Raw genomic sequence first — 21,983 nt, 5'->3', positions numbered from 1 at the left:
CCTCCCCTCGTCGCTGGCCACTCCGGGGGACCTCTGCTGTCTCCCCTGACCACGGCGTGGTGAACCCTCGGTGCCGGCGTGGGCAGGGTGCTCGGCGCTTTGCGCATACGTGCCGCAGGGATGTCACGGCTTGTGCCGCGTTCCCTACCGTCGGCGTCGGCGTCGGCGTCCGTTCAGTGCTCGCGTGAGCTGGGCAGGGGGTGTTCGGCAGGATGGCGATGCACGGGCGCGGACGGGCCGGGGCCGGTGGGTGCCGGGTGCGGCGCCACGTCGCATGCCGTGGACGGCGGGGCGGATTGGGTGAAGTAGTCGGCGTCTTTCGGGCGTGGGCGTGCGAGTTTCAGGGTGCGGGGGGCGGGCTCAAGGTGGGGGATGTGTTTGGAGCAGTGCACGTAGGCCTCGTGGAGGGTGATGAGAGTCCACAGCACGGGGCGACGTCCGGGGGCGGTGTCGGCGGGTATCCAGGGGTGCGCGGCACGCAGCTCCTGGTCGCCGAGGAGGCGGGCGGCGCCGTTGACGTGGAGTCCGATGTGGTCGTGGGTGAAGTCCATGAAGAGCAGGCCGATGTGCGGGTTTTCGGTGATGTTGCCGGCGCTGGCCAGGACGCCGTTGCCGCGGTATTCGGGGTAGGTAAGGGTGTGCTCGTCCAGGACGGTGACGAAGCCGGGAGGGCCGGCGCGGAAGGTGGCGTCGCAGTGGCCGCGGGCGTCGGCGGTGGAAATGAAGACCATGGACTGGCGGCCGATGAAGTCACGCATGGCCGCAGTGAGGTGCGCGTGGACCTGGCGGTCGTAGAAGGCGTCGGCGCGTTCGCTGGTGCCCAGGTGGGCCTGCAGTCGGCGTTCGCCGTGCGAGGGGGTGATGCCGTGGTGCGTCACAGGGGATCGTTCTCCTGAGCGGGTCGGGACGGTGCGAGGGGGGCGTTGAGAACGGGTGTGTCGAGCGGGTCGTGGTGGATGCGGGCCTGGGGCACGCCCTGGTGGAGGAGGGTGTGCACGGCTGTGGTGATCATGCCGGGCGGACCGGACAGGAAGACCTCGTGCTGGTCCCAGGGCCCGAACTTGCCCAGAACCTCGGGGAGTGTGCCTTTCTGTCCCGGGATGTTCTCGTGGGAGACGGCCCCACGCACCGACAGCCAGTGGTGGCGCTGGGCCAGGCGCAGCATGTCGTCGAGGCCGTACAGCTCTCGGGCGGTGCGCGCTCCGACGAACAGGTCGGCGTAGCGGCGCATGCCACAGGCGGCCGCTTCCTCGAGCAGGGCGCGAATCGGTGCCAGGCCGGTTCCGCCGGCCACCAGCAGCAGGTCGCGGTCGCCCGCCGCGGCCAGGGTCATGTCGCCCTGCGGCGGCCCCAGCCGTACCCGGTGTCCTGGGGCGGCGTGGTAGACCAGCGCGTTGCTGACCTGCCCCCGGTGGACGGCGCGGATGTGGAACGTGAGTGTGTGGTCCGCACGCGGCGGGTGGGCGGGGGAGTAGTGTCGCCAGGTACGGGGATACCAGGGGGTTTCCATGCTCACGTACTGCCCGGCGGTGTAGGGGTAGGGCAGGTCGGGCTGTACGGTGATCTCGGCGATGCCGTCGCCGCGGTGTTCGTGGCGGATGATCTGCGCCTCCCAGGAGGCCGGGCGCAGGCGGGCGTCGTCGGCGGCGGCCGCGGTCATCACCTCGGCGGCGATGGTGTAGGCGCGGGTCCAGGCGGCGGCGACCTCGGGGTTCCAGGCGGTTCCCGCGTAGCGGGCCAGGGATGCCACCAGGCATTCGCCCACCGCCGGGTAGTGCGCCTCCAGGGCCCCGAACTTGCGGTGGTCCCGCCCCAGGCGGGAACAGAACCGCACGAGGTTGTCGATGTCGTCGACGAGGTCGATGATGCGCAGCAGTCCGCGCAGCAGCCGGTCGCGCTGGACATCCATGTTGTCCGGGAACAGCCCCCGCACCCCGGGGTACCGGGCGAAGAGGATGGCATAGAAGTAGACGGTCATCTCCGAAGCCCGCGGCGCGACCACCGTCAGGCTCGTGCGTACCAGGGAGATCTCCCGGTCGGTGAGCGGGGCGGACATCACGACCGGCCCCCAGACAGCACCGGGCGGGGACACGTCCTGACTCGTCGAGCGGAAACGGCGTGGGGGGAGCCAGGCGTCGCACACGGCGAGGGCACCACCAGGCTTACCAGATGTGCTGACAAGAAGACGTTCGCAATCGTAGAAGGGAGTTCCATTTCACTCAGGCCGAGAGCATCGAAAGTGTGATCAGCGGATGAGCCATTGTGCACGGTGCGCGACGGAGCCGAACGTCCGCCCCCGAAGCCCCCGACAGGACCTCGCATCTGCACAGCTCACCGCAATGATCGCGGTGGTCCCGGTGCCGGTCATGGCATTCGTCGCTGGCGCGCACTCCTTTCCGTGGCGGTCGGACGGCCTTCTACGATCCGACGCATGCTGGATCCCGAACTGCTGGAACGGATCACCGCGCGGTGCGCGGAACTGACTCCCTCGTGCTCAGGGACATGCACGCGAAGCTCGCCTCGGATCACAAGGGTGGCGATGCGCCGGATCCACCGTCGTCCGCACCGGTGCGGCAACCGCCGCAGATGCCGGTGAGCTCCAGGGTGTGCTCGACTTCCGCGAACCCTGTCGACCGGACGACCTCGGCGACCCAGCGCTCGACCACGTCAGCGTCCAGGAGCTGGTTGCGGCGGCAGCGTCGGCAGATCAGGTAATGACGGTGTCCTGACCCCGGGCGGTGCCGGTAGAGCCTTTCTCCGAGGTCGTTCCGTACGACGTCGGCGGCGCCGGCCCGTTCCAGGTCCTGCAACGCGCGGTACACGGTGGTGAGCCCCACGCGGACGCCCGCCTCGCCCATCAGCGCGTGGAGTTCCTGGGCGGAGACGAAGCCGTGGCAGTCGGCAGGGCTTGCCCGACGGCGGTGCGCTGGCGTGTCATGCGCCGGCTGGTCTCCGCCCCGGGGCCTCAGTCCGTCGTGGGCGGAGGAGTGGACCGGGCCACCACCCGAGCGAGGACGAGTGCCACGAGGGTCAGCCCGCCGAGCACCGCCGCCGTACCGGGGTATCCGCCGAGCGCGAGCCCCACACCGCCGAGGCCGGCGCCGAGGAAGACGCCGAAGCTCGTACCGGCGGCGTTGATGCTCAGCGCTGTGCCGCGTAGGGAGCCGCAGCGGCGTACGAGCAGTGCGGTGACACAAGCCGCCACCGTGGCGTGTCCGACGCCGACCAGCGCCGTCAGCGGGAGGGCGAGGAACAGCGACTCCGTGAAGAAGACGCAGACCAGGGCGGACAGCGCCACCAGCAGCGCCAGTGCCATCAGATGCTCGCTGGGGATCCTCGGCTTCTCGGCGCTCAGCAGTCGCCCGGCGAACAGGTTTCCGAGGAAGAACGACGTGCCGCTGAGCGTCCACACGATCGCGAACGCCTCGGGCCCGAGACCGAAGCGTTCGTCGTAGAAGGCGGCCAGGTAGGCGAGGTAGCCCATGAAGGCCGCCGTCCGCAACATGGCGACCAGCAGCAGCGGGACCACTCCGGGCAGGGCTCCCAGCAATCGGAGCGACTCCAGGTACCCCGGCGTCTCGACCTTCTCCGCCGCGCCACCCACATCGTGGCCGCGGCGACCCCGGAGGAGGAAGTACAGGGCCAGCACGGACGAGATCGCGGCGATGGCCCACAAGTCACCCTGCCAGCCCCACAGCAGGGCCGGCAGTGCCACGAGCGGCGCCGCGAGGAGGGCGGTCAGCGACTGCGTGGCGGTGATGAGCGTCGCCGCGCGGCCCGCGGCGGCGTCGTTGTCGAAGCGGTCAGCGGCGGCCGCCGTCAGCGCAGGGTTCAGTACGGCCGTACCGGCGCCGACGAGCAGGCAGAACGACGCCAGCAGCAGGAAGTCACCGCTCGCATCAGTATGGGCGAGCACTCCTCGCACGTGGCTCTGGAGACCGCTGACATCGCCCTCGCGGGAAACGACCTGCGCCAGGTCGCGGCTGTCGTCGAACTCAGCCGCCACACCCTGCGGGTGGTACGCCAGAACTACGGTCTCGCCATCGGCGTCAACCTGCTCGGCCTGGCCGCGAGCGCCGGCGGTTCCATGAATCCGGTGCCGGCCGCGATGCTGCACAACACGAGCAGCATCGCGGTCGTCGGCAATCCGGCCCGCCTGGTCAATCACACCCCTCACCTCCCGCACCTGACCGATGAAGAGCTGACAGCGGCGCCTCTCGAAGCGCGCCGGGTTCCGTGACGCGGCGGGAGGGCAGCGCTGACGCCGACGGCGAGGTGCAGACCAGCGCCGAGTTCGCCGCCCGGCCCACTGGCCACGAACCACAGGTGGCACGCCTCAGCCTCCGGTGATCACCGCCTGACGCGTGCGAGGGCGCGCCCCGGTAGCCAGGGCGCGCCCATGTGCCGGGGCGTATCAGAAGAGCGAGTACAGCAGTCTGTTCGGTGAGCCGGTTCCCGCGCTCTTGACCACGCCGGTGGTGGAGTTGGCCGTCAGCGCGTCGCCGACCTGGGCCGGGGTGGCCGAGGGGTGACCGGCCAGATACAGGGCCGCGGCGCCGGCGACGTGCGGGGTCGCCATCGACGTACCGCTGATGGTGTTGGTGGCCGAGTCGCCGGTGCTCCAGGCCGAGGTGATGCCTACACCGGGGGCGAAGAGGTCGAGGCAGGTGCCGTAGTTGGACCAGGACGCCTTGGTGTCGGTCTTGTCGGTGGCGCCGACGGTCAGGGCTTCAGGCACCCGGGCGGGGGAGTATTTGCAGGCGTCCTGCGCCTTGCCGCCCTGATTCCCGTTGCCTGCGGCGATGGCGTAGGTGACTCCGGAGGCGATGGAGTGTTGAACGGCCGCGTCCAGGGTGGAGTTGGCGCCGCCACCGAGGCTCATGTTGGCCACGGCGGGCTTGACGGCGTTGGTGGTGACCCAGTCGACTCCGGCGACGACGCCGGAAATCGTCCCGGAACCCTGGCAGTCGAGGACGCGGACGCCGACGATGGACGCGCCCTTGGCGACACCGTAGGTCGACCCGGCGGCGGTTCCGGCGACGTGGGTGCCGTGCCCGTTGCAGTCGTTGCCGTTCTGGCCGTCGCCAATGGTGTCGGTGCCGATGCTCGCCCGGCCGCCGAAGTCGGTGTGGCTGACGCGTACGCCGGTGTCGATGACGTACACACGGACGCCGGAGGCCGTGGTGTTGTACGTGTACGAGCCGTCGAGCGGCAGTTGCCGCTGGTCGACGCGGTCCAGTCCCCAAGTGGCGTTCGACTGCGTGCCGTTGATACGAACCCGGGCGTCCTGCTCGACGTAGGCGACGCGCGGGTCGGCGGCGAGGCGGTGCGCCTGGGCGGAAGTCATCTTCGCCGCGAAGCCGCGGACGGAAGAGCGGTACAGGTGTGTCACGGTGCCGTCGTAGGTGTCGGCGAGGTGTTCCGCGGTGCTCTGGACGGACGCCTTGGGGGTGTCCTTGAGGACCGTGATCCAGCTGTCGGCCACGGCCGTAGCGGCGGGCGCGAGGCGTATGTCGGGACGGTCCGCGCTGTGCGCGGGGGTCGCCGCGAGCAGTCCTGCGGCGAGTGTAACGGCGGGAATGAGCACGCGAAGTTGTCGCGCGGGGGATCTCATCTGATGAACCAGACCTTTCGTTGTCCGGGTTGCGGGCAATTCGGGTCGTGCGGTGGTGCTGCCGTCCGGGATCTCCGGTCGGCTCCCGCTCCACGGATGGTCAGGCCATGGGCAGGCGTGGGGCGCGTACGCGGACGAGCGGATGTGCGCACTTCCGGTCGTCCCGGCGAGCCGCGGGTAACCGTGCCACGGCACCTTGCCGTACACAAGATGAATGGCAGGGACGCTTCAAAAAAGCGGGTGATCGTCTTCCCTGCGACCGTACGACGGCGGTGACCCGGCGCTCGGTGACGTCCGTGTCGAGGTGCTGTTCCCGGCGGCAGGTGGGGTAGTGGCGGTGCCCGGTCTCCGGACGGTGCCGGTCGTCCTCCCTGACGTCGTCGCGTACAACGTCGGGCGCGGCCTTCCCGCTCGAGATCCTGCAACGCGCGGTACTGGGTGCTTTGCCCTGGTCACGGAAGAGCCGGTGCACTCCTGAGTGCTGGTGCACACATCCGGTTCTTCGAGGATCTGGAGCACCGCGGCTTCTCCCTGTACGTGATGCAGGGAAAGCCGCGCCGTCGGGCGGTCGGTGCTTCGCCGCGCGTGGAGCCGGCATGGCGGTCGGTCACCCGCTCGTTGACCCTCGCCTCCCCTTCCGTCAGCCGCTACCGCTGGCCGAGCCCTCGTGGTGGCGTCGAAGAGGGTATTACTGATCTTTTCGTAAGTTCGGTGGGCGTGTGGGTGGGAGGCTGTCGGGGTGGCTTATCATCCTTTCCCCTCGGTTGCGGCTCCGCCCTTCTTCCTTTGTCGCGGCCTCAATTGGCGGAGGCGCGTCGTGTTCGGGCAGTCGAGTTGTTCGAGGACGGCGTTTCGAATGCGGAGATCGCGAGGGCGGTGGGGGTGTGTGCCGAGAGTGTGCGGCGTTGGCGGCGGGTGTGGGAGCAAGGCGGTGCTTCGGCTCTGCGGCGACGGGCAGCTACCGGACGCCCGCCCAAGCTGGACGACGCCCAGGTCGAGATGGTCCGGGCCGCGTTGGAGCTAGTGCTGTGACCGCATAGGTTCGCCGGGTCAGTGGTCGCTTCGTTGGCATTGTGGGCGAAGGTGGCGGTGCCGCCCCGACGAAAAGGCATTGCCTCGGGGGCAGCACTCACGTTGGCTGGGCAGCATGATTGAACTGCGCACCGATCGCCTCGTCCTCCGTCGATGGCGTAACTCTGACCTTGGACCGTGGGCGACGATGAATGCCGATCCCGAGGTTCGCGAGCACTTGGGTGACCTGCTCACCCGCGAACAGAGTGATGCCTCGGCCGCGCAGTTCCAGGCCGAGTTCGACCAGCGAGGCTATGGGTGGTGGGCGGTCGAGGTGCAGGCCACGGGCGAGTTCATCGGCTTCGCGGGCTTGGACCAGGTCGATGACGGCATGCCGTTCACGGGGGTGGAGATCGGCTGGCGGCTCGCCCGCTCGGCCTGGGGCCAGGGCTACGCCACCGAGGCCGCGCTGACCGTCCTGGCTCACGGCTTCGACACTCTTAAGTTCCCCGAGATCCTCGCTGTGACGACGGTCGCCAATGTCCGTTCACAGGCGGTCATGCGTCGCATCGGCATGACCCGGAATCCGGCCGACGACTTCGACGACCCCACCGCACCCGAAGGGCCCCTGCGTCCGAACGTGCTGTACCGCATCACGCGTCGTACGAGGAACTGACGTCGTCCGCCGGGACGCTGGATCAGGCTGCGGTAGCGAGGGGGCGTCCGCTCCAGCGAACGCCCTTCTCAGCGCGGATGCGTGCGCGTTCCCTGCGCTGGGCGGCCAGGACGCCGGGGTGACGGGCGTGAGCGTCGCGCCAGCGCAGGTAGCGGTGCAGAGCCCGGGTTTGCACCGTGTGGTTGAGGTGGTGGGAGTTGGCCAGGGTGAACTGCCGTAACGGCCCGAAGTGGGCCTCGATCGGGTTGGCCCAGGAGGCGTAGGTCGGGGTGAAGCACAGCTCGACCTTGTTCTTCCTCGCCCAGCGGCGGATGTCCGCGCCGGTGTGGGCGGAGAGGTTGTCCAGAATGATGTGGATCGGAGCGCCGTCGGGCCGGGCGGCGCGGATCGACTTCAGCGCGGCCAGGCTGTTGGCGGTGCCCTTGCGGCGGCAGTTGACGCCCCATAGCCGGTCGTCGCCGACGGAGTAGCAGCCGTGGAAGTAGGTGACGCCGTGGGTGCGGCGGTAGGTCGAGGGAAGCCGGTCGGGCCTGCTCTGCTTCGCCCAGCAGGAGCCGGCGGTGGGCCGGATGCCGAGCGGTCCGAACTCGTCGAAGGCGAAGACCCGGTCCGGGAAGCGTCCCGGCACGTGCTCGATGCGGTCGAGCTTGGCGTCGCGCTCGGGGTCGGGGGACTCCTTCCAGGTCTTGGTGCGCTGGAAGGTGATGCCGCGGCGCAGGAGCAGGCATCGTAGCGCTTCCCGGCCGATGCGGATGATGCGTTCCGTGCACGCGGCGCAGGTAGGCGGCGAGTTTCCGGATCGACCAGCGGGTGAAGGGCTGGCCCAGCCTGGTCGGGTGGGTGGTGGCCGTCTGGACGACGAAGTCCTCGTCGTCAGCGGTGAGCAGGCGGGGACGGCCTCCCGCCCATCGAGGGTCCAGGCAGGCCAGGCCGATCTCGTTGAACCGGTGGAGCACTTCACGCACCGTGTCCTCGTCGGCCTGGACCAACTGGGCAATCACCGGGACACGGTTCCCGCCGACGGACGCCGGCAGCATCATCGCCCGGCGGTAGCGCACCGAGCTGGCGCTGCCCCGGCGCACGATCTGCTGCAGCTTCTGCCCTTCCTGATCGGTCAGTCTGCCCACCCGCACAGGCCCGCCATCACACCCCCAGCGGTCGGAACGGACGTCACCGCCCATCCAACCGCTCCGACCGCCAACCCGGCGAACCTATGCGGTCACAGCACTGGCCAACAGCGCACACACCGGCACCGGTCGCCCGTCCACTCCGCCACCGTCCCACGGACACCACGAGACAAGTGCCCCGGTCAACCCCCGAAGGATTGAGCTAGACCCACGTCTTCCCCTTCGCATTCGACTTCAACTTGTGCTTCTTGACCTTGTCCTTGCAGAGCCGGCACGCGGTCTGCTTCGCCTTGCCGTAGGTCCAGGCAGTGATCCTTCCTCCCACACTCCTGCCGACCGTGTTGTTGTACGAGTCGGCCTTGGAGTCGCGCTTCGCCGCGGCGGACTTGCCGGCGTTCTTTTCATGCGCGTTGCCGAGGGCCTTCGCGAGGTACGACCCGACCGACCAGGTGAGCATCGCCTGCCAGATGCAGTGGCGGTAGGCGTTCTGCTTCGCTCCGTTCGAGTACCTCTTCTTGGCCTCGCTCAGTGCCCAGTTGGTCACGTAGATCATGTCCGCGCACCACAGGAAAAACAGAGCGCAGATCGCGGCTTCCGGTACGAGCCCGCCGATGGCGTAGTTCCCGCTGATGTCGTAGCAGTTCACCGGGTCGCCGAAGCAGTAGTCGTAGGAGCTGGCGTTGCCTCCGACGATACGGTCGGTGGAGAGGAACCGGCCCGTGGCCGAGTCGTACAGGCGCACCCCCATGAGTGTGGCGGTGCTCGGCGTCTCCGACGAGCGCCGCTCCGCGCCGATCCAGCCGTACCGGGCCGGGTCGGTGCCGGGAAGGCGGTTGCCGAACTCGTCGTAGCTGTTGACCACCGGAGTCGTGGCGTCCACCAGCGGAAGCTGCGTAGCCACGTCGCCGTGGATGTTGGTGAGCTGGAGGACTACGTCACCGGTGGCGCCGGTCGTGGCGATCAGGTCTCCTGTCAGGTCCGACAGGTTCCGGGTGATCCTGCTGTCACCCTCGTTGATCCACGTGGGGTTGTCCCCGTCGGCGCCGTAGTGGTTGCGCTTGGTCGAGGCCGTCGACCAGGTCCCGTTGTCATCCTTGTTCTCGGTCGTGAACGAGGCGAGCCTGCCGGCCGCGTCGAGGTCCCAGGTGGTGCGCTCGGAGCCCGCCGTGATCTGGCGGACGAGATCGTTGGCGAAGTAGGAGTTCTGGGCTCCGCTGCTCTGGGCGGTGGTGCGGCCGAAGGCGTCGTAGACCGTACCGGTGGCGATCAGCCTGTCGGCGGTGTCGTACGTGGAGTTGACCGTCTTCGTGGTGGGCGCGCCGCCGTCCACGTCGTCGACCGTGGTCACCAGGGACGTACGGTTGGTGTTGGCGTCGAACCCGTAACCGCGGTGGGTGGTGACGCCGGCCTGGGTGTCGTCGGCCTTGGTCAGGCGTCCTGCCGCGTCGTAGGTGTAGCTCTGGTACGCGCCGCCGCCCGTGTAGGTGGTGCGGGACACGACCTGGCCGTGGATGTTCTCACTGACCGACTCGCCCTGGATGGTCCAGCCGGACTCCCAGTGCCAGTAGCGCGAGGTCTCGTTCCCCGTGGGGTCGAGGTTGTATTCGACGTCGATGTTCCATGGCAGCCTCTGCTTGTACAGGCGGCCGTCGGAGTCGTAGGAGGCGCTGACGTCGCCTGTGCTTCCGAGCGCCGAGTCGTGCATTCCGGTCGGCTGGCCGGTGAGGCTCTGGTAGTTGTAGGTGGTCTCCGAGGGGACTGAGTCGGTCCTCCGCGTCACCCGGTCGCGGCGGTCGTACTCGGTGCGCGTGACATTGCCCGCACCGTCGTCGTACGAGATCTCACGGCCCAGCCTGTCGGTGACGTGGCGCACCGTGGTGGTCCCGTCGGAGACGGTGACCGCCTGCCCGTTGGCCGGGTCGTAGGTGATGGTCTGCGTCGGTACGGCGGTGCCGGCTCCTCCCGTGATCGTGCTTTTCGTACCGCGCCCGACGGCGTCATAGGTGGTGACCGTGGTGCGCGTCACGCCGTTGGCGGTCTCCGTGACCTTGGCCATCTGGCCCAGGCGGTTGTACTCCAGGGTCTTGGTGGGCAGTTCGTCGGGGTTCGAGCCGCCACCGGTGATCTTGCCTGCCGGGCCGCTGGAGCAGAGCAGGTCGGCCCATTCGGGACGCCCGGAGCAGGCGCCGGTCCCGTCCGCGGTCCAGTAGCGGGAAGCCACCGTCCCCGCGTCCGCGCCGTTGGACTTGGGCTGCATGCTCTTCAGGATGCGGCCCTGGGCGTCGAACTCGGAGGAACGGGTCAGCTTGATCCCGTTCGGGTCCGTGACCGTGGCAGTGGGCAGGCCCTTGACCCAGTCGTAACGGGTGTTGGTGGTACGAACATCGCCGTCGTTCGGGTAGCCCTCGATGAGCGCGCCGGTTGATGTGGTGGTCGGCTGGTCCGCGACCCGGGCCGACCCGTCGGTGGGACGGCCTTCGTCGTACCGGGTGATGGTGTGCTGGCGCGCCGCCACCTGGGTTCCGGCCGGGATGGTGGGGCTGTCGGAGTCGCCCTGGAGCTGCTGGGTCAGGGTGACCAGGTGGAGCGGGCCGTACTGCTGCAGCTGCCGCTTGCCGTCGGCGGAGAACTCCGAGACCGTGGCCAGCTTGCGGGCACGTTCCGCCGGCGAGTCGGCGAGGATGCCGAGTTGGCTCTGCGTGGTGACCTGGTAGTCCGCGTTGCCGAGTGCGAGTTCGCGGTTGGTGGCGCCCAGCTCCAGGACGACGTTGCCGAAGGAGTCGTACTGGGTGGTGGTCAGGTGACGGCCGGGCAGGCCCGTGTTGACCTGGAGGCCCGAGGCGTTGGTGTAGGTGGTGGTCGCCTTGTCGTAGTCCCCGGCGTTGAGGTCGTTCCCGTTGTGGGATGCGGGCACCTGGTCGGCCGGGAAGACGGCGGTGGCGTCCGTCGGTGCGTCCGTCTGGCCCCACGTCAGGGCCTCGGCCGGGGAGAGCTGATTGGGTGCCTTGGCGCCGGTGAGCGGTACGTCGTAGACCAGCGAGGTGGCCGACGTACCGCCGTCGGTCTCGTCCTTGCTGCCCGGCTTCAGGGTCGGCCGGGACACGGAGAGCAGCATGCCCTCGCCCGCGACCGTGCTGGAGCCGGCCTTCCCGTACGAGAAGGTCCACGGCAGCTCGCCCGGCGGGGTCTGGGTGACCACGCGGCCCACGCTGTCGTAGGTGTAGGTCGTCTTCAGCGCGGGGGAGACCCTCGGGTCCCACTGCTCACGCAGGCGCCCCGAGGCGTCGTAGGCGTAGTTCGACACGACCGTGGCCGTGGCGTTCGCCGCGCCGGGGTCGGTGGACCACAGCCGGATGCGGGCGACCTGCCCGGCGTAGTCGCCCGGCGTGCTCCCGGTGGCCGTGGTGGTGGTGGCGTACTGGTACTCCAGGATCCTGCAGCCCTTGGTGGAAGGGGTGTTCGCGCACGCGGCGTTGGTGACCGCCGAGGTGGGAGCGATCACGTACTTCGGGCGGGCCAGGACGGCGCTGCCCACGACGACCTTCTCCGAGATCAGAGAGGTGGTGGAGTTGTCCGTCGGGAGGCTGCTCTGGGAGAGCTGCCAGATCGTGGCGGCCGCATCGATCTTGGTGAACTGGGAGACGGTCCCCTCGGTGTCCTTGAGGGTGAAGGAGCCGGTCAGGCTGCCCGTCAGCGTGAGGGCCTCGGCGCCCTCCTCGGGCTTCCAGCCACCTCCGCTCGTCGCCGTGAACCCGGTTTCCTCGCCGTCGATGTCCACCACCGCGACCGAGGTGTTCGACGTCTTGCGCAGGTACAGCGATTCGGTGGCGGAGAGCTCCGCGGCAGCGCCCGCGGTCCACTGGGGACCGAAGATGGCCACCTGGCCCTCCTGCTGTCCGCCCTCGGAGGGCCGGCGCGAGGAGGCCGTGCGGCTGGCCGTCAGGCCGAACGCCGAGCTGTCCGTCTCGGTCAGCACGAAGTCGCCGGTGAGCATGTTGACGTCACCCGGACCGGCGGCCTGGGTGGGCGCGGCGCCCGCCTTCCGGTCGACGGTGATCGAGGTGGCGGGGGAGGCGTCGGTGCTGGTGCCGTCGGTGAAGACCGCGCGGACGTCGATCGGGCCGTCCTCGGTGAGGCTGCTGGTGATGTTCCACACCAGCGCCTCGGACAGGCCACCGCTCACCGCGGCCGGCCAGGAGGCGAGGGCGGTGTTGTCCGCCCGGCGACGCACATCGGCGAGCGGGACGTCCTTCCAGGCATCGGTCTCACCGCGGCGGTACTGGTAGCGCACCCCGGTGTCGGAGGTCTTGCCCTGACCGGTCAGCACGGTCCGCCGTGCCGGACGGTCGCCCTGGCCCGGCGAGAGCAGGGCCGCGCCCGAGCCGGCGAAGAAGGTGAAGGAGGTGGTGGCGGAGACGTTGCCGGCGGCGTCCCTGGAGCGTGCCGCCAGGGTGTGCTTGCCCGCGCGGAAGACCGGCGTGGCCGTCACCGGCGAGCCGGTGGTGGCGATCGACTGCCACGCCCCGCCGTCCAGCCGCCACTGGACCGACTTCACGTCCGTGGCCGGGGGAGTGAGGGTGAAGGCACCGGTGAAGTCGCCGTTGCCGTCCGGCGTGCCGGACCACTGACCGGCGGGGAAGTCGGCCGAGGCGACCGTGGTCGCGGCAGGCGCCGTGGTGTCCACGACCAGTGTGCGGAACGCCGACCAGGCGCTGGTGGCGGAGCCGTCGGTGGCCCGCGCCCGCCACTTGTAGGAGCCAGCCGGCAGCGCGGCGGGGGTCCAGTCCGCCTGGGCGCCCGAGGCGACCGCCGCGCTGTTGCCGGTGCGCAGGGCGGAGGTGCCGGTGGAGGTCCACACCTCGTAGTTGAGGGTGACCTGCGAACCGTCGCCGTCCAGGGCCTTCGCCGACAGCGCCGGCGTGGTGTCGTTGGTGGCGGCTCCGGCAGCCGGGGCTATGAGGGTCGGCAGGTCGGGAACCGAGTTGTAGGTGACCGAGAGATAAGGAGTGTTGGAGGCGGCGTTGCCGGAGTTGAAGCGCTTCCAGCCGGCCGGCTCGTTCTCGTTCGTGGCCCGCAGCCCCAGGTGGTTGCTTCCGTTGCCGTTCCCCGCCCACGCCGTGGCCAGCGAGGTCACGTCCGCGTTGACCCAGCCGTCGTTGCAGGCGCTGGAGAAGCCCTTGGTCTGGGTGCTGGTGGCGTACTTCGTCGTCCAGGCCGGCTGCGCGGTCCAGCGTGATCCGGTCGCGGCGGCCCCGGTCGACCACACTTCCCAACTGGCGGGGGTGCAGGACCAGGAGTGGTACGCGAACAGGTTGAGCTTCGCCGCGGTGATCTGCTTGCCCGTGATGTTCTTCATCGGGAACGAGAGGAACGACCGGGCCACCTGCGAGGAGCCGTTGTTGCCGAGCTTGAGGTCCGTCGAGGTCGACTGGTCGGTCGTGTAGCCCTGTTGGACGAAGGTGTCGAAGCTGGCCCCGACGCTGATCGCGGGGTCGATCGTCACGGGGAACTGTGTCGCGGGGTCGGCCAGGAACTTTGCGTCCGGCGTCAGGGTCAAGGTGACGGTGTCACCGTCCTGGACCACCTTCACCGCCACCGGGGCGGTGCGCTCGTGCTCACCGGACGACGTGTCCACCCTCGCGTCCCACATCACCGGCGCGGGCATGGCGCCCACGGGCCTGCCCTTGGAGTCCTTGAAGGAGACCGAACCGTCCGGGTTCGCCTCGGCGGTCAGGCCCCTGGCCGTGAGGCTGTAGGCAATGGCACCGCTCGCGTCGACGGCGGAACGATCCTTCAGTTCCAGGAACTGCTCGTAGCCGCTGCGCGTCGACTCGATCAGGAGGTCCGCCGAAGGGAGGGCGTTCCGGTACCGGGCGACGGTGTTCTCCTCACCCTCGATCTCCGGCGCGGGCAGCGCCCCGTACCAGCCCAGCTGAATCCGCTGACCGGTCCGGCCCTCCAGCGTCACCAGGGGAACGCCGGCCGAAGCGGTCTTCCTGCCGGTGCTCCTCAGCCCCTTGGGAGCCGCGCTCCGGCCGGCCAGGCGCAGTCCGTGGGGATGTCTGCGGGCCCCGACCGAACCGTCCGAGAGCTTCTGCAGGGAGATGTCGACGTCCTGCCACGCGCCCCGGTCGTCCTTGAACCGGATCGGTCCTGTGTGCGCCTCCTCGGTCACCGAACCGTTGGGGTTCACGTGGACCGTCGAGGTCTCGGTACGCGCGTCCAGCGCCTCGATCCGACGGTTCTGGATCTTCGCCTTCAGCCGGGCGGCAGCCACCGACCCCGCGGTCGCCGGCCCGAGATCCTTCGCGTCGGCGGCCTTGTCGGCAGGAACGGCCGTGTGCTCGACGCCCATCGCCAGATTGGCGGTTCCGACCATGACGGTGGCCTCGAACGCCATCGTCAGCACGATGGCCGCGGCCACCGGGCGCAGGCGCCTCAACTGAACAGGCGGCAGGAAGGGCAGAACGGACGGTGCGTTCGGTCTTCTTCCTGGCCGCAGGAACTTGCCTGTCACTCTCGCTCCTCGCCCATGGTGCGGGTGTACCCCGCATGCACATGGGATCCTCACATGCCGCACACAGGTGTCAATGAGTCAGTAAGCGGAGTAAGTGCTTCCCTGGCGGGTGCTCAGGGCCCACGAGGGGGACATCCGGGCCATCCGGCCGAAAAAGAAGGGACGTTCGCGGCAAAAGGATCATTCGTGGAGGTGGCGAGCGGCCCACTCTTTGCTCGTTCTTGGCCCTCCCCGCGCCCCTCCTTCGCACGGAAGGAGCCCCGCCCCCGGCTCGATGAGCCATCAGATACCAAAGTGCCAGGTGAAGTTGAGTCACCTGGCGTCGGAGGTCTCTGCGAGGCTGGTGAGGGCCGCGGTGGTGAGCAGCGCAGGGCTGTCGTGGACCTGTTTCAGTCCGAGCAGTCCGCGGGCGAGCCGTCGGCGGCCGCGGTGATCTCCACGCGGTATCCGGATCCGGAGCCGAACTCGGGTCCGGGCTTCCGCTCCTCCGCCTCCAGGATCTCCTTGGTCAGGAAGTAGACGTCCAAAGCGGTCGCCCGGTCTCCTTCGGCCCTGGTGAAGCAGAGGCCGGCGAACTGTCCGTCGTTCGATGACCCCTGGTCGGGGCGGGCCGGCTTCCAGCCCTCCTGCTCCGCCACGGTCCGGTAGTGCGCGGCCACTTCGGCCTTGTCGCCGCGGAGGACGTAGGTCCGCGAGGCGTACAGCTGCGCGTCGCCGCTGTCCTGCCAGCAGCCGGACTCCAGCTTCTCGAAGCCCTTGGGGACGATGGCTCCTTCAGGCCGTGAGCGCAGGACGCCGTACGACTCCAGCTTCTCGACCCGGCTCTCGGTGCCATCGCACCCCGAGGCGGACGCGGTGTCGGCGATCGACTGGCATCCGGTGAGAGCTCCGGCTGCCACCGCCACCGTCAGGAGCAGGGCGGCACAACGGCCGGTTCCCGTGTGAAGTGCCAAGTCGACTCCCCTGGTTGATATACCCGGGCGGCCGGATTTCCGCAGGCCCCGGGGCGCTCACGGCGGGTCACGTTAGCACGCTGCTCCTCGGCTCTCCGGCCCTGTCCTCTCGGAGCTGCCGCGAAGCGACAAGTAGCTCTCCGTAGCAAGGCGGGGGTGGCTTTGTCTGGTTTTTCGATCTTCTGGGGTTGCTGAGGGGGCTGTTCCACGAAGTTGGTCCGGTCACGACGACCGGAGGGAGCGCGGGGTGCGGCAGGACTGGGAGCCGGAGGACCTGATCGAGGTCTGGACGCTGCTGGCGGAGGACCAGGAGCGGCTCCGGAACAACCGGAACAAGTCGGGGGCGAACCGGCTGGCTGGTCATCGACCACAGGATCATCGCCTCGCTGGAGTCGGGCCGCCGCTCGTAGTCACGGGCCAGACGGCGCGAGCGAAGCAGCCAGCCGAACGTGCGCTCCACTACCCACCGGCGCGGCAGCACCACGAAGCCGGAGACGCCGTCGCTGCGCTTGATCACGGTGACGGCCAGGTGCAGGGCGGCCAGGGCCCAGGTGATCAGGGTTGCGGTGTAGCCGCTGTCGGCCCACAGTTTGGTGATCGTGGGGAAGCGCCGGTGCAGGGCGGGCAGCATGTCGGTGGCCGCCCGGCGGTCGGTGACGTCGCCCGCGGTCACCTTGATCATCAGCGGCAGGCCGACCGTGTCGCAGATCAGGTGCCGGCGCCTGCCGTTGATCTTCAAATACGAAAGTGCCTTCCTGACCTGGGACGATGAACCTTGCTGAGGGGTTCTGTCGGTCCAAGCGGAGGGCACTTTCTACGTGCAGGCTATCTTGCGTCCCCGGGTTCATGTCAGTACTGATGGTTCGGGTGTGGTCGGTCATGCCGGGGCACGGTTGCCGGCAGATCTTGCTGATGCCATCGGGCTGACCGGCGCATATTCCACCGCGTTGCGCCCGCTTCGCCCGCGCGGGACCGGACATGATCCGGGCAGGATCGCCACCGATCTCGCGGTGATGCTCGCCGATGGCGGCGAGACCATCACAGATCTGGCCGTACTGCGTGCCGAGGCCGAGGTGTTTGGCTCCGTCGCCTCGACACCGACGGCCTGGCGGATGTTCGCTGACGTTGACGAGCGGGCACTGGCTTCTCTGCGCTCGGCCCGAGCCCGGGCTCGGGAAGTGGCTTGGCTGCAGGCCGCGGAAAGAGGCGAGGGCATACGCGCAGCCCGGTCCGAGGGACGCATGCTGCCCGGCCTCGTCTTGGACCTCGACGCCACCCTGGTCACCTGCCACTCCGAGAAAGACCAGGCAGCGCCCACCTACAAGGGCGGCTTCGGCTACCACCCGCTGCTGTGCTTCCTGGCCAACACCGGAGAGGCACTGTCCGGCCAGCTGTGGCCCGGGAACGCCGGCGCCAACACCGCAAGCGACCACATCGCGGTACTCGACCAGGCACTCACGCAGATTCCCGACGCCTACCGGCACGGCACCGACATCCTGGTCCGCACCGACAGCGCCGGATCCGCGAAAGCCTTCCTCGCCCACATCCGCGGCCTGCGGAAACGAGGAATCCGCACCTCCTTCTCGGTCGGATACGCCATCACCGAGCCGGTCCGCCGCGCTGTCCGGGCCATTCCCGACCGCCTCTGGCATCCCGCCCTGGACCAGGACGGGACAATGCGTGACGGCGCCGAGGTCGCCGAGCTGACCGGCATGGTCGATCTGGGCGGCTACCCGGCTGGCACCCGCATCATCGTGCGCCGCGAGCGGCCGCACCCCGGAGCCCAACTACCCCTGTTCGACCAGGACGAGGGCCTGCGCCACCAGGTGTTCCTCACCGACGCCCCCTGCTCCGGCGGCGGCTCCGCCCAGTTCCTCGAAGTCCGTCACCGCGGGCATGCCACCGTCGAGGACCACATCCGATGCGGCAAGACCACCGGATTCGGCCGCTTCCCCTCCCGAGCCTTCGGCATCAACGCCGTCTGGCTCGAACTCAGCCTCGCGGCGATCGACCTGCTGGCCTGGACCCGCGCCCTCCTCCTGGACGGCGAACTCGCGGCTGCCGAGCCAAAGAAGCTCCGCTACCGACTGCTGCACGTCGCCGCCCGCCTCACCCGCGGGGGCCGACGCCTCCGCTTGCGGATATCGGCGACCTGGCCCTGGAAAAACGAACTGGCCACGGCCTTCCATCGGCTCGCCGCACTACCCCGTCCCGCCGGCTGACCAGCAAACACCTGACCGCCCACGACCCGAAAGACCTTGGAGAACCCGGCCTCGCGCCGGGACTCCGCCATGCCCCAGCAACGAAACCAGCCCGCCCACCCAGCCGCTGGCGACCAGCGACGCCTCATCGCACCAAGCGAAACGGCGAGGTTAGTAACCGTTTGGCTCATGTCCGGCGGCAACCACTGCCGCATCAGCCGGCAGGTCGCCGGCATCGAGCGTCAGCGACTGCTCACCATCAAAGTCATGCAGGGTCATAGTCACGTCGCGAATCTTCCCCCCGGCACACAGACTGCCAACCTTTCAGGCCACAGCACCAGGTGCCCAGGCTCATGGTTTCGAGGCCGACCTGTGGACCCTGGAACCAGTCGGCGCGGTCGTCACCCGGGCGACGGGGGTGGTGCTGTCGAGGGCATCGGTGTGGCGGCTGCTGACCGGCCGGTTCGGATGGAGCCTGCAACGGCCCGAGCGGCGAGCGGTCGAGCGGAACGAGTCGGAGATCGCCCGCTGGATCGCGCACGAGTGGCCGCGCATCAAAACACGTGCCTGGATCGTCTTCCTCGACGAATCAGGCGTCTCCCTGTTCCCTCAGATCCGCCGCACCTACTCGCCCCGAGGACCAACTCCGCTCCTGCGGCACCGCCTGAACTGGAAGCGCGCGTCAATGGCCGGGTCCTTGGGCTACCACTCCACCGACCCCGATCGCGGGCCCCGCCTGTGCTTCCACCTCAAGCCCGGCAGCTACGACACCGCCGGACTCATCGAGGTCCTGGAGCAGATGAAGGTGTTCTACCGCGGCGAGCGAGTGGTCCTGGTCTGGGACGGCCTGTCCGCCCACTGGAGCCGGGCGATGCGGGCCTGGGCCGCCGAACAAGACTGGCTCACCCTGGAACGATTACCCGCCTACGCTCCAGAGCTGAACCCGGTGGAACTGCTGTGGTCCTCACTCAAGAAGCGTGAACTCGCCAACCTCGCCGGCGATCACCTCGCCGATGTCGCCGACGCTACCGAGCAAGGCATCCACCGCATTAACGCCAACCCCCGACTGCCATGGTCATTCCTCGCCCACACCGGCCTGACCATGCGCCCACCACACCTACCGAACTTACGAAAGATCAGTAGTGATTTCGTTATCGTATGCGCTGGTCCGCCTGTCCTGCGCGAAGCGACCAGGTCGGGTTCGCCAAGGTCACAGAGTCTCGGCCACCAGGTCAGCGGGTGAAGATCGGTTGGATGCCGTATTCGGCGACGGGTGGCCCTTCTGGTCGAGGGCGGTGACCTGCGTGGCGAACAGATGCGGGTTGGTGCTGCGAGGCCAACGCTCGTAGCGTTCGCTGAGCCAGTCGGCAAGAAGCTCCAAGGTCAGCTCGTCCAGGTAGACGGTGTGCTTGTCTCCGCACGGCGAGCGACGAGTCGACCGCCGGAGCGGTTGAGATGTGTCAGCTGCAGGCGTCGGATCCCCGTCGATCCCAGTGCGTGGATCGCAACCAGGGCGACAACGGCCTTGGCCATCGTGGTTGGCACCCTGTCCAACATGCCAGCGAGGCAGTCGGACGGGATCCGTCGTGGTGCGCGGTTCGCGTAGGTGGCGGAGACGTTGCGGGCCGGATCCTGGAAAATGACCCGCTCTCGCTTCAGGGCCCGGAACAGCGATCGCAAGGCGCCGTGGACGCCGTGGGCGGGATTGCCGGTGCGCGCGGTGACGGCGTCGTCGACATCTTTCGGTGTGATCTTGCGAAGGCTGTCGATCCGCTTGCCCCACTTCTGCAGGACGGGGATGGCTTTATCGAGCAGTAACGACGTCGCTTCTCGATGAGTTTGGGAGGCACCCCGTTCCACGGACGGGTGGTGTTGATGAGTTCGGGAGGCACCGGATCGGCGACTCCGGCACCGGCAAGTCCCACATGTTCATCGCGCTGGGCACTGAGGCCGCCATGAAGGGCTACCGCGTCCGCTACACGCTCGCGACGAAGCTGGTGAACGAGCTGGTCGAGGCCGCCGACGAGAAGCAGCTGAACAAGACCATCGCCCGCTACGGCCGCGTCGACCTGCTCTGCATCGACGAACTCGGCTACATGGAACTCGACCGCCGCGGCGCCGAACTCCTCTTCCAGGTCCTGACCGAACGCGAGGAGAAGAACAGCGTCGCGATCGCCTCCAACGAGTCCTTCGGCGGTTGGACCAAGACCTTCACCGACCCCCGCCTCTGCGCGGCCATCGTCGACCGCCTCACCTCCAACGGCACCATCATCGAGACCGGCACCGACTCCTACCGCCTCGCCAGCACCCGGGCACGAGCCGAAGAACCCGCCAAGGCCAGCTGATACAGGCGCTCATCCGACGGCCCATTGACTCTCACGGTCAGCGGGCCGTCCCGCACCGCCCTCTCACAACGACACGGGCTCCGTATCCGTTGCCAGACGGGCATGGAGTTCGACGTCGAAGCGGACACCGTCGTATTCGAGCTTCTGCCGTTGCTGTCCTTCCACCGCGAAGCCGGCAGCACGAGCCACACCGCATGAGGCGGGATTGTTCACCCGGTGCCCAATCTCCAGCCGGAAGAGTTCCGCATCGTCGAAAGCCCAGCGGGCCACAGCGCGGCAGGCACGGGAAGCTATGCCCTGGCCGCGAGCCGTTGCCGTCGTCCAGTAGGACACCCATCCAACGGCATGACGCCGATCCACCGAGCCGACACATACCTGGCCGAGAACGAGGCCACCGCCATCGACGACGGCGAAGGAATAGGCAGAACCCGCAGCCCATTGGTCACCACGAGCCGTTATCCAGCGCTCGGCAGCCTGGTCAGAATCAACCGGCTCGATGGACTGTCCACGCATGAGCGGATCCGCAAACGCGGTCATCACCGCGCAGGCATCCTCGGTCTTCCATCTCCGCAATACCAGGCCAGAAGAAGCATCTACACGATCGCGCACGACGCGAGTCTTCCGCAGCAGGCATCGCCTGTCACGTCCGTTTCGCCAGCAGTGCCCCTCAGGAAGCCGGGCTCCTGTCAGGGACGTGAGCCAGCCTCCACCACAGTGGGTGCCGTCATCTCTCGTCGACATCCAGGCGACGAAAGATCACCAACCGCCTCCCAGACCCGTCCACATCTGCTGTTCCTAGCGATACACGAAGCCACGGGGACGTGATAGTGGGCATAGCGGCGTATGGTGGCCCAGTCCACAGCCGGGGAGGGACGTCGGCCTTCTCCCTGAAGGACGCGAACCCAGACCCTTACCTCGTGTTGGAGGCGTTCGGGGAGCGTGTCGAGGAGCCTCCCGACTGGCGCCTGTTCGGGATCCGTCCGCTCCAGCGGGACGAGCAGGCCGCCCTCGTCGAGAAAGGGGACGACACGTCGGCCGCCCCAACTGGAGCCGAACCGCGCGACCTCGCGGACGTCGGCCTCATGGAGGGGTGCGTCGACGCCGAGCCAGGCGGCGAGGAATCGCAGAGTCCGGAGGTTGACGGCTCGGGCCATGGCTGTCCAAAGTTGCTTTTGGAAAATGTCCGGAACTCCTCAACGAGTTCCGTGGCCTGTGGGGTGAGGGCGGGCAATTCCTTGCTCTTCAGACGAAACCACTGGCGAGCCTGGGCGGGGGTCGAGATCGGGAGGAGTTCCAGCTGTCCGGGGCTGATCAGGATCGCTGAGTGGACGCGGGGATTCTCCCGGGCAGTCTTCTCCCGCTGCAGGGCGGAACGGCGCCCTTTGCCGCGGCTGTAGTCGCCGGGCCGGGCGTTGTTGAGGCCGGGGGCGTATCCGCCGAGCCAGAGCTGTTCGACCGCGGGTCCGTCGTCGAGGTGCTCGTAGAGCACCTGGTGGCAGAAGCGGCTCTTTCCGTCTTTGAGAGGACAGGTCCGGCCGC

Annotated in this window: 15 protein-coding genes and 2 pseudogenes; 6 read left to right on the top strand and 11 right to left on the bottom strand. The window is 68.6% G+C overall.

The window, feature by feature from the left end; genetic code table 11:
- Positions 1 to 173: 173 nt before the first annotated feature.
- The 4 genes from ACLGIH_RS00405 to ACLGIH_RS00390 all read right to left on the bottom strand — a co-directional run bounded on the left by ACLGIH_RS00405 (position 174) and on the right by ACLGIH_RS00390 (position 3,925).
- Positions 174 to 878 (bottom strand): pyridoxamine 5'-phosphate oxidase family protein, encoded by a 705-nt coding sequence (locus ACLGIH_RS00405; protein ID WP_416523197.1) that lies wholly within the window; start codon positions 876 to 878, stop codon positions 174 to 176.
- Positions 875 to 2,056 carry a globin domain-containing protein gene (locus ACLGIH_RS00400; protein ID WP_416523196.1) on the bottom strand — a complete coding sequence of 394 codons (1,182 nt, stop codon included), beginning with the start codon at positions 2,054 to 2,056 and terminating at the stop codon, positions 875 to 877. The genes ACLGIH_RS00405 and ACLGIH_RS00400 overlap by 4 nt, the downstream gene beginning before the upstream one ends.
- 469 nt (positions 2,057 to 2,525) lie before the next feature.
- Positions 2,526 to 2,858: a Fur family transcriptional regulator gene (locus ACLGIH_RS00395; protein ID WP_416523195.1), complete on the bottom strand. Its 333-nt coding sequence runs from the start codon at positions 2,856 to 2,858 to the stop codon at positions 2,526 to 2,528.
- A 107-nt stretch (positions 2,859 to 2,965) separates the two neighbouring features.
- Positions 2,966 to 3,925: an MFS transporter gene (locus tag ACLGIH_RS00390; protein ID WP_416523194.1), complete on the bottom strand. Its 960-nt coding sequence runs from the start codon at positions 3,923 to 3,925 to the stop codon at positions 2,966 to 2,968.
- Between ACLGIH_RS00390 and ACLGIH_RS00385 the strand changes: the two genes are divergently transcribed.
- Positions 3,926 to 4,240 carry a hypothetical protein gene (locus tag ACLGIH_RS00385; protein WP_416523193.1) on the top strand — a complete coding sequence of 105 codons (315 nt, stop codon included), beginning with the start codon at positions 3,926 to 3,928 and terminating at the stop codon, positions 4,238 to 4,240.
- 174 nt (positions 4,241 to 4,414) lie between these two features.
- On the opposite strand, the gene ACLGIH_RS00380 is transcribed toward ACLGIH_RS00385, so the two are convergent.
- Positions 4,415 to 5,614: a S8 family peptidase gene (locus tag ACLGIH_RS00380; protein ID WP_416523192.1), complete on the bottom strand. Its 1,200-nt coding sequence runs from the start codon at positions 5,612 to 5,614 to the stop codon at positions 4,415 to 4,417.
- A 540-nt stretch (positions 5,615 to 6,154) separates the two neighbouring features.
- Between ACLGIH_RS00380 and ACLGIH_RS00375 the strand changes: the two genes are divergently transcribed.
- Positions 6,155 to 6,646, top strand: a complete 492-nt coding sequence (locus ACLGIH_RS00375) for a helix-turn-helix domain-containing protein (protein ID WP_416523191.1) — start codon at positions 6,155 to 6,157, stop codon at positions 6,644 to 6,646.
- 115 nt (positions 6,647 to 6,761) lie between these two features.
- Entirely contained in the window at positions 6,762 to 7,301 is a 540-nt protein-coding gene (locus ACLGIH_RS00370; RefSeq protein WP_416523190.1) for a GNAT family N-acetyltransferase, read from the top strand.
- Positions 7,302 to 7,323: 22 nt separating this feature from the next.
- Here the strand turns inward: ACLGIH_RS00370 and ACLGIH_RS00365 are convergent.
- The 4 genes and pseudogenes from ACLGIH_RS00365 to ACLGIH_RS00350 form a co-directional block, all read right to left on the bottom strand.
- Positions 7,324 to 8,482, bottom strand: a pseudogene (locus tag ACLGIH_RS00365) (IS630 family transposase).
- A gap of 148 nt (positions 8,483 to 8,630) precedes the next feature.
- Positions 8,631 to 14,852, bottom strand: coding sequence for a DNRLRE domain-containing protein (locus ACLGIH_RS00360; protein ID WP_416523189.1), 6,222 nt, complete (start codon positions 14,850 to 14,852; stop codon positions 8,631 to 8,633).
- A gap of 482 nt (positions 14,853 to 15,334) precedes the next feature.
- Entirely contained in the window at positions 15,335 to 15,844 is a 510-nt protein-coding gene (locus ACLGIH_RS00355; protein WP_416523188.1) for a hypothetical protein, read from the bottom strand.
- A gap of 121 nt (positions 15,845 to 15,965) precedes the next feature.
- Positions 15,966 to 16,637, bottom strand: a complete 672-nt coding sequence (locus tag ACLGIH_RS00350) for a transposase (RefSeq protein WP_416523187.1) — start codon at positions 16,635 to 16,637, stop codon at positions 15,966 to 15,968.
- 49 nt (positions 16,638 to 16,686) lie between these two features.
- Between ACLGIH_RS00350 and ACLGIH_RS00345 the strand changes: the two genes are divergently transcribed.
- Positions 16,687 to 18,120, top strand: coding sequence for an IS1380 family transposase (locus ACLGIH_RS00345; protein ID WP_416529244.1), 1,434 nt, complete (start codon positions 16,687 to 16,689; stop codon positions 18,118 to 18,120).
- A 256-nt stretch (positions 18,121 to 18,376) separates the two neighbouring features.
- Positions 18,377 to 19,342 (top strand): IS630 family transposase, encoded by a 966-nt coding sequence (locus tag ACLGIH_RS00340; RefSeq protein WP_416529243.1) that lies wholly within the window; start codon positions 18,377 to 18,379, stop codon positions 19,340 to 19,342.
- A gap of 140 nt (positions 19,343 to 19,482) precedes the next feature.
- Here the strand turns inward: ACLGIH_RS00340 and ACLGIH_RS00335 are convergent, their stop codons facing one another.
- Positions 19,483 to 19,959, bottom strand: a complete 477-nt coding sequence (locus ACLGIH_RS00335; RefSeq protein ID WP_416523186.1) for a hypothetical protein — start codon at positions 19,957 to 19,959, stop codon at positions 19,483 to 19,485.
- Between the two features lie 35 nt (positions 19,960 to 19,994).
- On the opposite strand from ACLGIH_RS00335, the pseudogene ACLGIH_RS00330 reads away from it, so the two are divergent.
- A pseudogene (locus tag ACLGIH_RS00330) lies at positions 19,995 to 20,444 on the top strand (ATP-binding protein); the annotation flags it as partial.
- Positions 20,445 to 20,507: 63 nt separating this feature from the next.
- Here the strand turns inward: ACLGIH_RS00330 and ACLGIH_RS00325 are convergent.
- Entirely contained in the window at positions 20,508 to 21,053 is a 546-nt protein-coding gene (locus ACLGIH_RS00325; RefSeq protein WP_416523185.1) for a GNAT family N-acetyltransferase, read from the bottom strand.
- Positions 21,054 to 21,983 lie beyond the last annotated feature (930 nt).

It is taken from the genome of Streptomyces hamibioticus (assembly GCF_047946815.1).
Taxonomy (GTDB): domain Bacteria; phylum Actinomycetota; class Actinomycetes; order Streptomycetales; family Streptomycetaceae; genus Streptomyces.
This window is presented reverse-complemented; position numbering and strand designations above follow the sequence as displayed.

Bases quoted from the DNA above. Each gene is read 5' to 3' on its own strand.
- ACLGIH_RS00380 (WP_416523192.1), bottom strand. From the start codon at position 5,614: ATGAGATCCCCCGCGCGACAACTTCGCGTGCTCATTCCCGCCGTTACA.
- ACLGIH_RS00395 (WP_416523195.1), bottom strand. From the start codon at position 2,858: ATGGGCGAGGCGGGCGTCCGCGTGGGGCTCACCACCGTGTACCGCGCG.
- ACLGIH_RS00400 (WP_416523196.1), bottom strand. From the start codon at position 2,056: ATGTCCGCCCCGCTCACCGACCGGGAGATCTCCCTGGTACGCACGAGC.
- ACLGIH_RS00375 (WP_416523191.1), top strand. From the start codon at position 6,155: ATGCAGGGAAAGCCGCGCCGTCGGGCGGTCGGTGCTTCGCCGCGCGTG.
- ACLGIH_RS00370 (WP_416523190.1), top strand. From the start codon at position 6,762: ATGATTGAACTGCGCACCGATCGCCTCGTCCTCCGTCGATGGCGTAAC.